Consider the following 12396-nt stretch of genomic DNA (forward strand, 5'->3'; position numbering starts at 1 on the left):
TGGCTCGAAAGTGCTATTCTTTTCGATAGCGGTTTCTACCAAAGAGTTACTTTCGACCGCACAATCTGTGTGTCGGCTCCCTTAGAAATAAGAATAAAACGCATCATGGAGCGCGATTTCATAACGGAGGAACACGCAAGGCAGTGGATAGAAAGCCAGATGTCGCAGGGTGAAATAGAGAAACATACCGATTTCGTCATTATAAATGATGGGAAAGCAAATCTTGAGACGCAAATAGACAAACTATTGTCGTGCCTCCATTGATTAATTCCTGTCCTCAACATATAAGAAACCATCAAAATTATAAATAAATAATGGAAACAATACTATCGATTGCAGGCAAACCGGGACTTTACAAGTTGGTTTCCCGCGGAAAAATGAATCTCATTGTTGAATCACTCGATGAAAGTCACAAACGTATTCCAACCTTTGCTTCCGACCGCGTGACAAGTCTGGCAGATATTGCCATGTACACTGATGCAGACGACATTCCTTTGTGGAAAGTACTTGACAACGTAGGAAAGATTGAAAGCTATAAGAAGACTGCCATCAATTATAAGAAATCCGGTTCGAAAGAACTTCGCACCTATTTCGCAAAAGTACTGCCCAATTTCGACCAAGATCGGGTGCATGACAGCGATATCAAGAAACTACTTCAATGGTATGATTTGCTGATAAAGGCCGGCATTACTGATTTTAAGGATACCTTGGCACCGACGCAAGGCGAAAGCATCGAAGAACGCGCAAACGAAGAATAATCAGTCGCACGGTCTTCTTTCTGAAACATACACGATTATCCCCGTAAATGTTTGACATCTGCGGGGATTTATCGTAAGTCTCGCCATTGTCCCTTAGCTGTTAAATAATCAAAACAACAATCTTTTTTACGTTACATTCGACACAACATCATGCTAAGAGAAAGAAGCCAATTATAAAAGGTCATATTGTATGATTCCATTTATATGAAATGTCCAGAAAAAGCAAATCCACAGAGCTGTGGGGGAGCGTCCGCAAGCAAGCTGTGGGAGGATAAAGAAGGAGCTGCGGTGCGGTGGGGAAGCGTAGGTGGAGCTAGTTGGTTCGCTTGGAAAGAGTATGGGATAGCGCTGTGGGCAAGGCCAGTCAGCGGGTCGAGGAATAGCAGTCGGGTAGCTGAAGGATATCAGTCTAGTAACTGAGAGATATCAGTCAGCGCTCTGAGGGGTGTCAGTGAGGGGCGCGAGGGATACCAGTCAGGGCAGTGAGGGATAGGCCTTAGTTCGCAGGAGGGAAGGAAGGCGTCGCGCTCGAGCTCTTGGTAGCCGCTCTTGGGGAGGGCTTGGGCTGGGCCTTGATCGGGCTTGTCCTGCAGCTTTGGCTGGGGCGTGGTGTAGCGGCTATTGTGTGGGATAGGTGTGGCTAGAGGGCTGGGAATGAGGGGCGCGAGGTGGCGGCAGTGGGGGGCGACGGGGCTGCTGCGGAGCTTGTTGCTGGGAGGATTTGGAGGGAAACAAGATTTGCACTATCTTTGCAGTGCAAACGGAAAGCGCCCGGGTGGCGGAATTGGTAGACGCGCTCGTTTCAGGTGCGAGTGTTCAAAAGACGTGCAGGTTCGATTCCTGTCCCGGGCACACCTCTGAGCGAAACAGAGCGTCGCTTCTCCGAGAGCAAACATAGATACGCGGGTGGTGAAATTGGTAGACACGCTACTTTGAGGGGGTAGTGCCGGTTACGGCGTGTGAGTTCAAATCTCATCCCGCGTACAAGACGAAGAGCGCGAGACGGACTAAGGATACTTAGCTGGTCTCGCGCTCTGCTTTTATATACGCTCGTAAGAATCTTCGCAGCAATGATCGTTTACCCCAATGCCAAGCTAAACCTCGGGCTCTTCGTCACGGGGCGCCGCGCCGACGGCTACCATCTACTGGAGACCGCGTTCCTCCCCATCCCCCTAGTCGATACGCTGGAGCTAGAGCTGCAGCCTGAGTCGGGAGCGGATCAGCTCCGTCTCGAGGGTGCGGTAGGGGCAGACCTCGGCGCCGTGGAGGATAACCTTGTGCTGCGTGCCGTCCGAGCGCTGCGTGAGCTGGCGCCTATCCCTGCGGTGTCTCTTCGCCTGGAGAAGCAGATCCCTTCGGGTGCGGGTATGGGCGGCGGATCGGCCGATGCGAGCTTCACGCTGACAGCGCTGCGCACGCTGGCGGATCTCTCGCTGACGGATGCCGAGCTGGAGCGGATCGCGCTGACGCTCGGGGCAGACTGCCCCGTCTTCATAGCCAACCGACCCGCTGTAGCGCGTGGGATAGGCGAAGTCCTTAGTCCGCTGGAGCTGCCGCAGCTCGAGGGGCGCTGGCTGACGGTCGTCAAGCCGCAGCTGCATATCTCGACGGCAGAGGCCTTCCGCGGGCTGCTGCCGATAGCGCCTAAGGGCTACAGCATCGAGGAGGTGCTGGCCTCGCCGCTCGAGGAGTGGCGTGAGCGGCTGGTCAATGACTTCGAGCCGAGCCTCTTCCCCCGACAACCCGAGCTAGCTGCCCTCAAGGCGGCGCTCTACGCGGCAGGGGCGGACTTCGCCCTCCTGACGGGCTCGGGCGCTGCGCTCTACGCCCTCTCCGCGCAGCCGCTGCAGCTTGACCTCAGCCCCTGGCCCGCGTGCTTCCACTGGCAGACGCGGCTCTAGCCGCAGGCACTGCGCTAGCAGGTGCGTCCTGACAGCACAGCCTTACACCTCTTACCCAAGTATCCTATCCCTTTCCTATGAATAAGATGATCCCCCAGCTCCTTGTCGCGGCCGCCAGCTCTGGCAGTGGCAAGACGACCTTCACGCTCGGTCTGCTGCGCGCGCTGCGCCGCCGCGGACTGCAGGTAGCTAGCTTCAAGTGCGGGCCTGACTATATCGACCCGAAGTTCCATGAGCTGGCCAGCGGCCAGCCCTCGACCAATCTAGACCTCTATATGATGAGCCCCGAGCACGTGCGCCAGGTCTATGCGCGCCGCACGGCCGAGGCCGAGGTGGCGGTGCTGGAGGGCGTGATGGGGCTCTACGACGGCTACGTGCGCATGCAGGGCTCGTCCTACGAGGTCGCCGCGACGGTCGGGGCGCCCGTGGTGCTGCTCATCGATGCGCGCTCCTCGGCCTATTCGGTGGGCGCCATCCTCTACGGCTTCAAGAACTTCCGCCCCGAGGCAGAGGTCGTCGGTGTGGTCTTCAACCGCGTCGCCTCGGAGAACCACTACCGCTTCCTGCGTGAGGCGGCTGAGGACGCTGGCGTACGTCCGCTGGGCTATATCCCCAAGACGAAGCTGCTGGAGGTGCCCTCGCGTCACCTCGGTCTCTCGCTGGAGGAGCTGGCCGAGCTGGATGAGCTGCCCGAGCATGTGGCCGACCTGCTGGAGCAGCACGTAGACCTCGATGGCCTGCTGGAGCTCTGCACGCGCCCTTGCCCTACCCCGCCTCCTGCCCGTCCTGCCCCCGAGGGCTCGCTGCGTGTGGTGGTAGCTCGGGACGAAGCCTTCAACTTCATCTACGAGGAGAACATACACCGCCTGGCGGAGCTGGGGACGGTGAGCTTCTTCTCCCCACTGGCCGATGAGCCGCTGCCTCCCTGCGACCTGCTGTACCTGCCTGGGGGATACCCAGAGTTCTACCTCGAGGAGCTGGAGGCCGCCTCGACGAGCCGCAGCACGATAGCAGCCCACGTCGCTGAGGGCGGCCGTGTGCTGGCTGAGTGCGGGGGGATGATGTACCTCTGCCGTGCGATCCGCGATGAGGAGGGGCGCGCCTGGCGTATGTGTGGCGTGCTCGATATGGAGGCTACGATGGAGGGCATGCGCCTCAGGCTCGGCTACCGTGAGCTCACGGTGGGGACGGAGCTGTGGCGCGGGCATGAGTTCCACTACTCCAGCATCGTGGAGGCCTCCGAAGGCCTCGAGACCCTCGCGGGACAGCGTACGGCGCGCGGTGAGGCGGCACCGACGCTGCTGTACCGTGTGGGCGGCGTGCTCGCTGGCTATACGCACTGGTACTGGGCGGAGCGTGATCCGCTGCAGCTTTTCGACCAGTTCGCCCACTAGCACGGCGGCCTCTACGGCTGCCCAAGTATAAGGAAAGACGAAGCCCTGCGCGACGACCGAGTGTCGTCCCGCAGGGCTTCGTGCTTTGTGTGAGCTGCTTGGGCGTAAGTTGCGAAGGGGCGGCGAATGGGGCGGCGGCTTGCCTAAGCCGGTGTGCGCCGCTAGGGCGTGGAGGGCTCGGCGGGCAAGGCCTTAGTTCGCCGAGGGGGCTAGAGGCGGGCGCCGTAGAGTAGGCGAAGCAGGCGGGGCGCTAAGCGCTTGAAGAGGGCGAAGGTCAGGAAGCAGAGCCCTACCGTCAGGCCCCAGGCCAGCAGATAGCCCAGCAGGGGAAGCGCGCCACTGGGGCGGAGCGGCGCCCAGAGGTAGGCGAGCCAGCGCCCGAGGTCGAGCAGCAGCAGGGTGTGTGCCGCGTAGATGTACATCACGTAGCTGCTGAGGGCGGCCGAGCGCTTGAGGAGCTGCGGAGGGAGCGTCAGCAGCTGCTGCCCCCAGGCCAGTACCGAGAGGCAGCCCGTGAGGATGTAGCCATTGAGTACATAGCGGTAGTAGGGATAGGCAGCGCCGTAGGAGCAGAAGGGTGTGGCCAGCCCCAGGACTAGCGCCAGCACCAGCAGCGGGCGGCGTAGTGGCTGAAGGGCCTTGATCGGGTCGAGCTGCTGCATGGCCATCCAGCCGCCTAGGGGGAAGAAGAAGAGGGCGCGTGAGCCCAGCATCGCCACGCTCATCTCGCGGTCGAGGACGAAGAGCAGTGCCAGCGGCAGCAGGATCCAGCCGCGGCTGAGGCCTAGTAGGTAATAGATGAGGGGCGAGAGCAGCGTCAGGCAGATGAGGTCGCGCATGAACCACAGCGGGTAGTCCAGTACCCTGTCGGTGAAGTAGTGCGGGAGCTGCGTCCAGCTCGGGTCGTGGTGCGCCGAGGGGGTGCCGCCGAGGGCGGTAGTCACGTAGCTGTAGGCACTGAGCAGGACGAAGGCCAGCACATTCCACAGGAGGAAGGGCTGTAGGACGCTACGGAGGCGCTTGCGCCAGGCGGGGAGGAAGACCTCACGACGGCGCCAGTCCTTGCCCCAGAAGGAGAAGTAGCCCGAGATGAAGAAGAAGAGTGGCACGGCCACGCGTGCCAGCACGTGGCTCACCAGCTCGACCAGATAGGAGTAGATATAGTGCTCCTCCGCCTGCGGGCGCCGTAGCTGCGTCGGCAGCAGATGCGCCGAGACGACCAGGAGGATCAGGGGGAAGCGTAGGGCGCTCACCAGGCGAGAGAACTCGGGGGATGGGGGTGCGGACTGCATAGCGAATATAAGGAAGGGGCGAAGGAGTGCCCTTCGCCCCCTCAAAGGTAAGGCTTTTCGTCTGAGGGCATATGCCCGTCTCGCGGCAGCTAGCTCGGGCGGCGAGCCTCTAGTGGGAGCTCGACCTTGGGGTCGAGCAGCTGGCGATAGTGATCATGCGTATCTCTGCAGGGTGTGAGGCTCGTATAGATGAGGGCCACGATCCAGAGGAAGAAGAGGGTGAAGAGGGGTAGGATCAGTATCAGCGGATGTCGGTGGAGCCTGTAGAGGAGGAGCAGCACCAGCACCAGCAGCAGGGGATGTAGCGGATAGAGTAGCGGGTAGTGCAGGACGTACTCGTACCACTTGTATTCGGGGTCGAGACGCTGTCGGAGTCTCAGCGCATCGCTCCCAGACTGGCGGTAGAGGCAGTAGGTGGAGTAGAGCTGCTGTCGGAACTCGGGTGTCGGGCTACTCTCGCGGCTCATCAGGCGCGAGAGACTAGCGGGGCTAGCGCCTAGGATGCGTGCCAGTGGGACGCTATCCTCGGCGAAGGCCTCCGAGAGCTCGGAGAGTAGTCGGATGGGGTCCGCGGCCTCGTGCTGGCCTGCGGTCTCGGCGCGCGCTCGGCTGGTGTAGCTGCCCTCAGCCTCAGGCTGACAAGCCGTGGCGGAGAGGAGCAAGAGGAGGCTATAGCCTAGATGTACCAGGAGGGGATACCTCTGGCAGAGAACCTGGAGCATAGTCTGATGTCGTCGGGGGAAGGCCTGAGCCAGGGCGCGACATGCACCAGCCCCGCCCCTTGAGGTCTAAGGGGGGAGCCGGTGTCAAGTCATTGGGCGGCAGAACCTATCCTATCCCATGAATTACGAAAGATAGCGTGGACGCTATCTCAACACATACTCGGTGAGGCCCTGAGAATGCCCGCAATTCGTACTGGATAAAGAATAGCGCCCACGCATACGCCTATGCACCTATCCTTACCCTCCGCTCCCGAATTGCTTGCTTGGAAATTTCTCAGGTTTCACCGCAATGTAGAGCCGAGGGCAGCAGGTGCTGCCTAATGTCCTTAGCTAGAGCTAGGAGCAGGGTTCGCTTTTCTTCGGCGGCAAATATACAGATATTTTGATACCTCGTCCCCCGCAGGCTGGACTCGGGCGGATATGCGGCTCGTAGATCCGCTCTAAGATACTTGGGCTCAGCGTTTGGCCTTGATCTTGTGCTGTGTCGCGAGCCCTCGGCATATCCTCCCCCGCTGGGCTGGTGCTGGCGCCCTTCCGCGCCTGGCGCTCCTCTGCCGCTAGGTCGCCCGCTCCTGCGCGCAGTGCCCTGGTGCTCCTCGGGGCGAGCCCGCAGCAGCCTCCGCCTAGCGGGAGGGCGATCTGATGGATATCCCTCAGCGTGCTGACTGCCGTCCCTCAGCCGTGTGACTGATGCCCCTCAGACCGCCGACGGATATCCCTCAGCGCGGGCGGGCTTAGCTTCGAGCGCTCGGGCTGCGGGCTACGGCTGGGGCTCGAGCTCGCTCCGAAGTAGCCTCAGAGCGCCTCTGTAGGGGCACTTCCCCTTCCTTAAAAACTTGCTTTATTCAGTGCGTATCTATCTGTGTAGTTAATGATTAACTTTGTCTCGGGCTAGCCCTCGAGGCTGTGCCGTCTGCAGCTTGTGCTCCGCTTGGGACAGCAGCCCGATGGCTGGGCGTCGGGGCAGGGCTCGGCGCTCGTAGGGCTGGGGGAGCGCTGAGCGCTCACTGCTGCCCCTGCCGCATGCCTCCGAGCACGCTCCGAGGAGCTGTGCCTAGGTCTTTGTCGTATGAGCTATTCACGCTATCTCCCTTATCTCTTGGTGTTGCTCTCGGGGCTCTGCTTCGGGGCGAAGGCCTCGGCGGAGGTCGCCGCACCCTCGGATACGACCTACCTGCTCTTTGACTATCAGCGCTCGCCGCGGATGGAGCGGATGCGGGAATTTGCCCCGCGCTTCAAGGCTTACCTTGCTCGTCCCTACGAGGAGCTAGGGTTCAAGAATCGTCCGAAAAATAAAGGCTGGCTCTCGCTGCGCCCCGTGTGGAAGGGACCACAGGACTCGCTCGAGCTGCCGCTCTTCGTTTACGATACGGGTTGCGTTGAGCTCAAAGAGATGCTGCTCCTCTACGTCGACCGCATCGATACGCTCTTCACGCCGCCTCAGCGCTATACACCAATGGCTATCTTCGCCGAGGCTATGACGAAGGTGTCGGGGCGTGCTTCCTACTTCGACAAGACGCTCTACGTCGTGACGCGTGACTATCGCGGGCGAATGCTGCGCCATCGGGTGAACTATGTGCTCCTGCGCGCCTATGTATATCGAGGGCATGATATCTGCGTCATGCTTCATACCTGGGATGAGCTGGACTATGAGCGGAAGAACATCTTCGTTCGAGTGCTCTTCCCTAGGAGTATTTCTAGGGAGGAGATCGCCCGCGACAAGGAGCTCTATCGCCAGCTGCTGCGCTACGGCTTCCTCTCGGAGCAGCTGCCCCTGGGGCCTTACTTTACCTTCTAGGCTGTTTCCTGTGCTTTGTCTTCCTCGCCTTATGAGCTATTCACGTTATCTCGCTTTTCTTCTGGTCGCGCTCTGGGGGGGGGGGCTTCGGGATGAAGGCCTCGGCGGAGGCTGCCGCTCCTGCGGACACGACCTACCTGCTCTTTGACTATCAGCGCTCGCCGCGGATGGAGCGGATGCGGGACTTTGCCCCGCGGATCAAGGCCTATTACGAAAGGCCGCTCAAGGAGCGGCGGCACAAGGCGGCTCCGACCAATAGGGGCTGGCTCTCGCTGCGCCCCGTGTGGCAGGGGCTGCAGGACTCGCTCGAGTTGCCGCTCTTCGTCTACGACACGGGTTGGGATTATCCTGAGGCTATGCTGCTCCTCTATGTCGACCGCATTGATACACTCTTCACGCCGCCTCGGCGCTATACGCCAGTGGCCGCCTTCGTCCAAGTCATGGATAAGGTGGAGGCGTGTGCTGCCTACTTCGACGAGACGCTCTATGTCGTGACGCGTGACTACCGCGGACGGATGCTACGCCATCGGGTGAACTATGCGGTCCTATTCTACTATCTATATACAGATTATCAAATCGGTGCGCGCCTGCACACCTGGGACAAGATCGCTTATAGGCGGCGAAATCTCTTCGCCCGCGACCTCTATCCTGGGACGATTACTCAGGAGGAGATCGCTCGCGACAAGGAGCTGTATCGTCAGCTGCTGCGCTACGGCTTCCTCTCGGAGGCGCTTCCCCTAGGGCCTTACTTGAGCTTGTAGAGTCTAGGTGCTGTAGTAGGCCCTCCGCTGAGCCGTCCCGAGCTAGGCTGCCTGCTCGACGGGCATAATTTAGCCCCCTCAGCACACGGCGCGCTGAGGGGGCTATTGCTACCTATATATATATAAGGAGTGGCGTCGGGGGAGACGGAGGGGAGCGGCGCCCCGAGGGGAGCTGCAGCGCTGCGGCAGCTAAGGGGGCGCTTCTGCACGCTAAGGACTTGAGCCCCTATTGTTTATTCGCTGATTTTACGTATCTTTGTATGCCGTATAGCGTATGGAGTACCCAGAGCTATGCGCCCAGTTAGATAGATAAGTTGTTCAAATATAAGTAGAAACGAAATGCCAACTATTCAACAATTGGTAAGAAAGGGACGTGAGTCGCTCGTGGAGAAGGGTAAGAGCCCTGCTCTGGACTCCTGCCCCCAGCGCCGAGGCGTCTGTGTGCGTGTGTACACGACGACCCCTAAGAAGCCTAACTCCGCAATGCGTAAGGTGGCACGTGTGCGCCTGACGAATGGTAAGGAAGTGAACGCCTACATCCCAGGTGAAGGTCACAACCTCCAGGAGCACAGCATCGTCCTCGTACGTGGTGGACGTGTGAAGGACCTTCCAGGGGTACGCTACCACATCGTGCGTGGTGCCCTCGATACGGCTGGGGTCAACGGTCGCCTGCAGCGCCGCTCTAAGTACGGAGCTAAGCGTCCTAAGCCAGGTCAGGCTGCTCCAGCTAAGGGTAAGAAGTAGTCGCCCGACCACTCCTCGCCCCACCCGCCGCCTCTCTCTAGGCCGAGAGGCCGCTAGCGCTAGGCTGCGGGACGCCCTCCAGGAGAGGGCATAGCTCAGTAACAATAGAACCAAGTTTCTTGAGTTCGTTGGATAGGCTAGCAAGGTTGAGTAACTGCTCCAGCGGGGGCGGTGAAGACGATCCAAGCACAACCAATCGACAGAAACGCAATTAAAACAAGCAATGAGAAAAGCTAAGCCCAAAAAGAGACAGGTACTACCTGATCCCGTATTTGGTGACGTAAAGGTGACGAAGTTCGTAAATCACCTGATGTACGACGGTAAGAAGAATATCGCCTTCGATATCTTCTACACCGCCCTCGAGATTGTCGGCAAGAAGATCCAGCAGGAGGAAAAGACCAGCCTGGATATCTGGAAGGCTGCCCTCGATAACATCACTCCTCAGGTAGAAGTCAAGAGCCGCCGTATCGGTGGTGCTACCTTCCAGGTGCCAACGGAAATTCGCGCCGAGCGTAAGGAATCTATCTCCATGAAGAACCTCATCCTCTTTGCTCGCAAGCGTGGTGGTAAGACCATGGCAGACAAGCTTGCAGCAGAGATCGTGGATGCGTTCAATAGCCAGGGTGCTGCCTTCAAGCGTAAGGAAGATATGCACCGTATGGCCGAAGCCAACCGTGCATTTGCTCACTTCAGATTCTAAGAAAGGCAAAAGACAATGGCTGACCACAAACACCTAGAACTTACGAGAAATATCGGCATCATGGCCCACATCGATGCCGGGAAGACAACCACGTCCGAGCGTATCCTCTTCTACACCGGTCTGACGCACAAGATCGGTGAAGTACACGATGGTGGCGCTACGATGGACTGGATGGAGCAGGAGCAGGAGCGTGGTATCACGATCACCTCTGCTGCTACGACGACCTTCTGGAACTACGACAATACGAAGTACAAGATCAACCTGATCGACACCCCAGGGCACGTGGACTTCACGGTCGAGGTAGAGCGCTCGCTCCGTATCCTCGACGGTGCGATCGCCACCTTCTGCGCTGTCGGTGGTGTACAGCCTCAGAGTGAGACGGTATGGCGCCAGGCAGACAAGTACCGCGTACCCCGTATCTGCTACGTGAACAAGATGGACCGCTCGGGTGCCAACTTCTTCGAGGTTGTCCGCCAGATCAAGACCATCCTGGGCGCTACGCCTTGCCCCATCCAGATCCCTGTCGGTCAGGAAGAGACCTTCCGCGGGGTCGTTGACCTCGTGACGATGAAGGCTCTGGTCTGGGACGATGAGACCATGGGTTCGCACTATGACGTAGTCGACATCCCTGCTGAGCTCCAGGCTGAGGCTGAGGAGTGGCGCGATAAGATGCTCGAGGCTCTGGCTGACTGCGACGATGTCCTGATGGAGAAGTACTTCGAGGATCCCTCCACGATCACCGAAGATGAGATCCGTGCTGCTCTGCGCAAGGGTACGCTCGCGATGAAGATCAACCCCATGCTCTGCGGTTCGTCCTTCAAGAATAAGGGGGTACAGACGCTGCTCGACGCAGTCGCTGCTTACCTGCCCAGCCCTATGGATACGCCCGAGGTCATCGGTACGGATCCCCGCGATCCCGAGAAGGAGATCGTCCGCAAGGTCGACCCCAGCTCGCCTCTGACGGCTCTTGCCTTCAAGATCGCTACCGACCCCTACGTAGGTCGCCTCTGCTTCTTCCGCGTCTACGCTGGTGAGCTGCCCGCAGGCTCTTACGTCTACAACACGCGCTCTGAGAAGAAGGAGCGTATCTCGCGTCTCTTCCAGATGCACTCCAACAAGCAGAACCCCATGGAGGTCATCGGCTGCGGTGACATCGGTGCAGGTGTCGGCTTCAAGGACATCCGTACGGGTGACACACTCTGCGACGAGGACCACCCTATCGTCCTCGAGTCGATGGACTTCCCCGAGCCCGTGATCGGTATCGCCGTCGAGCCTAAGACGCAGAAGGATATGGATAAGATGAGTGTCGGTCTGGCTAAGCTGGCCGAAGAAGATCCCACCTTCCGTGTGCAGACCAACGAAGAGACCGGCCAGACCGTCATCAGCGGTATGGGTGAGCTCCACCTGGAGATCATCATCGACCGTCTGAAGCGTGAATTCAAGGTAGAGGCTAACCAGGGTAAGCCCCAGGTATCGTACAAGGAAGCGATCACCAAGCCCGTCGAGCTCCGCGAAGTCTACAAGAAGCAGACTGGGGGTCGTGGTAAGTTCGCTGACATCATCGTACGCGTAGAGCCCGCCGACGAAGGCTTCGAAGGCGATCTGCAGTTCGTCGACGAAGTGAAGGGCGGTAATGTGCCTAAGGAATTCATCCCCTCGGTACAGAAGGGCTTCCAGAAGGCTATGACCAACGGTGTCCTGGCAGGCTATGCTCTGGATAAGCTGAAGGTCACGCTGCTCGATGGTTCGTTCCACCCCGTTGACTCGGATCAGCTCTCCTTCGAGATCTGCGCTATCCAGGCCTTCAAGAACGCATCGGCACAGGCAGGCCCCGTCCTCCTCGAGCCTATCATGCATCTCGAGGTCGATACGCCTGAGGAAAGCATGGGTGACGTGATCGGTGACCTCAACAAGCGTCGCGGTCAGGTCGAGGGTATGGACAGCACGCCATCTGGCGCTCGTCTGGTGAAGGCTTCGGTACCCCTGGCTGAGATGTTCGGCTACGTCACGAGCCTGCGTACGATCACCTCTGGTCGCGCTACCTCGTCGATGACCTTCTCGCACTACGAACCCGTATCTGCATCCATCGCGCGTCAGGTCCTCGAGGAAGTCGGCGGTCGTGTAGATCTCATCAAGTAAATAGTATTACCAACTAGAGATATGAGCCAAAAGATTAGAATCAAGTTGAAGTCGTACGATCATACGCTGCTCGACAAGTCGGCAGAGAAGATCGTCAAGACCGTCAAGGCTACCGGCGCTGTGGTCAGCGGACCAATTCCCCTGCCTACGCACAAGCGTATCTTCACGGTGAACCGCTCGACCTTCG

General features: G+C 59.1%; 12 protein-coding genes and 2 tRNA genes. 12 read left to right on the forward strand and 2 right to left on the reverse strand.

Going from position 1 to position 12396, the window contains the following annotated elements:
- The 6 genes from Q0248_RS03395 to Q0248_RS03420 form a co-directional block, all read left to right on the forward strand.
- On the forward strand, positions 1 to 264 hold a 264-nt coding region (locus tag Q0248_RS03395), incomplete at its 5' end, for a dephospho-CoA kinase (protein ID WP_299319749.1).
- 50 nt (positions 265 to 314) lie between these two features.
- Positions 315 to 758 (forward strand): DUF5606 domain-containing protein, encoded by a 444-nt coding sequence (locus Q0248_RS03400; RefSeq protein WP_299319752.1) that lies wholly within the window; start codon positions 315 to 317, stop codon positions 756 to 758.
- Positions 759 to 1527: 769 nt separating this feature from the next.
- Positions 1528 to 1610, forward strand: a tRNA-Leu gene (locus Q0248_RS03405).
- A 48-nt stretch (positions 1611 to 1658) separates the two neighbouring features.
- A tRNA-Leu gene (locus Q0248_RS03410) sits at positions 1659 to 1742 on the forward strand.
- 86 nt (positions 1743 to 1828) lie between these two features.
- Complete coding sequence (ispE, locus tag Q0248_RS03415) at positions 1829 to 2659, forward strand: 4-(cytidine 5'-diphospho)-2-C-methyl-D-erythritol kinase (protein WP_299319755.1); 831 nt, start codon at positions 1829 to 1831, stop codon at positions 2657 to 2659.
- An 86-nt stretch (positions 2660 to 2745) separates the two neighbouring features.
- Complete coding sequence (locus Q0248_RS03420) at positions 2746 to 4053, forward strand: cobyrinate a,c-diamide synthase (RefSeq protein WP_299319771.1); 1308 nt, start codon at positions 2746 to 2748, stop codon at positions 4051 to 4053.
- Positions 4054 to 4262: 209 nt separating this feature from the next.
- Here Q0248_RS03420 and Q0248_RS03425 read toward each other — a convergent pair whose 3' ends face one another.
- Positions 4263 to 5345, reverse strand: coding sequence for an acyltransferase (locus Q0248_RS03425; RefSeq protein WP_299319757.1), 1083 nt, complete (start codon positions 5343 to 5345; stop codon positions 4263 to 4265).
- 89 nt (positions 5346 to 5434) lie between these two features.
- A complete protein-coding gene (locus tag Q0248_RS03430; RefSeq protein WP_299319760.1) occupies positions 5435 to 6067 on the reverse strand; it encodes a hypothetical protein in 633 nt (210 codons plus the stop codon).
- Between the two features lie 1069 nt (positions 6068 to 7136).
- Between Q0248_RS03430 and Q0248_RS03435 the strand changes: the two genes are divergently transcribed.
- The 6 genes from Q0248_RS03435 to Q0248_RS03460 form a co-directional block, all read left to right on the forward strand.
- Positions 7137 to 7865, forward strand: a complete 729-nt coding sequence (locus tag Q0248_RS03435) for a hypothetical protein (RefSeq protein ID WP_299319761.1) — start codon at positions 7137 to 7139, stop codon at positions 7863 to 7865.
- 92 nt (positions 7866 to 7957) lie between these two features.
- Positions 7958 to 8626 carry a hypothetical protein gene (locus Q0248_RS03440; RefSeq protein ID WP_299319764.1) on the forward strand — a complete coding sequence of 223 codons (669 nt, stop codon included), beginning with the start codon at positions 7958 to 7960 and terminating at the stop codon, positions 8624 to 8626.
- 339 nt (positions 8627 to 8965) lie between these two features.
- Entirely contained in the window at positions 8966 to 9370 is a 405-nt protein-coding gene (rpsL, locus tag Q0248_RS03445; RefSeq protein WP_211788490.1) for a 30S ribosomal protein S12, read from the forward strand.
- Between the two features lie 223 nt (positions 9371 to 9593).
- Positions 9594 to 10070 (forward strand): 30S ribosomal protein S7, encoded by a 477-nt coding sequence (rpsG, locus tag Q0248_RS03450; protein WP_299319767.1) that lies wholly within the window; start codon positions 9594 to 9596, stop codon positions 10068 to 10070.
- Between the two features lie 15 nt (positions 10071 to 10085).
- Positions 10086 to 12209 carry an elongation factor G gene (fusA, locus tag Q0248_RS03455; RefSeq protein WP_299319769.1) on the forward strand — a complete coding sequence of 708 codons (2124 nt, stop codon included), beginning with the start codon at positions 10086 to 10088 and terminating at the stop codon, positions 12207 to 12209.
- 21 nt (positions 12210 to 12230) lie between these two features.
- Positions 12231 to 12396: 30S ribosomal protein S10 (locus Q0248_RS03460; protein WP_299319772.1), on the forward strand; the 166-nt coding region annotated here is incomplete at its 3' end.

Source organism: uncultured Porphyromonas sp. (genome assembly GCF_938046015.1).
Taxonomy (GTDB): domain Bacteria; phylum Bacteroidota; class Bacteroidia; order Bacteroidales; family Porphyromonadaceae; genus Porphyromonas.

Excerpts from the sequence above, each read along its gene's own strand:
- Q0248_RS03400 (WP_299319752.1), top strand. The coding sequence starts at position 315 with ATGGAAACAATACTATCGATTGCAGGCAAACCGGGACTTTACAAGTTG.
- ispE (WP_299319755.1), top strand. The coding sequence starts at position 1,829 with ATGATCGTTTACCCCAATGCCAAGCTAAACCTCGGGCTCTTCGTCACG.
- Q0248_RS03420 (WP_299319771.1), top strand. The coding sequence starts at position 2,746 with ATGATCCCCCAGCTCCTTGTCGCGGCCGCCAGCTCTGGCAGTGGCAAG.
- Q0248_RS03425 (WP_299319757.1), bottom strand. The coding sequence starts at position 5,345 with ATGCAGTCCGCACCCCCATCCCCCGAGTTCTCTCGCCTGGTGAGCGCC.
- Q0248_RS03430 (WP_299319760.1), bottom strand. The coding sequence starts at position 6,067 with ATGCTCCAGGTTCTCTGCCAGAGGTATCCCCTCCTGGTACATCTAGGC.
- Q0248_RS03435 (WP_299319761.1), top strand. The coding sequence starts at position 7,137 with ATGAGCTATTCACGCTATCTCCCTTATCTCTTGGTGTTGCTCTCGGGG.
- Q0248_RS03440 (WP_299319764.1), top strand. The coding sequence starts at position 7,958 with ATGAAGGCCTCGGCGGAGGCTGCCGCTCCTGCGGACACGACCTACCTG.
- rpsL (WP_211788490.1), top strand. The coding sequence starts at position 8,966 with ATGCCAACTATTCAACAATTGGTAAGAAAGGGACGTGAGTCGCTCGTG.
- rpsG (WP_299319767.1), top strand. The coding sequence starts at position 9,594 with ATGAGAAAAGCTAAGCCCAAAAAGAGACAGGTACTACCTGATCCCGTA.
- fusA (WP_299319769.1), top strand. The coding sequence starts at position 10,086 with ATGGCTGACCACAAACACCTAGAACTTACGAGAAATATCGGCATCATG.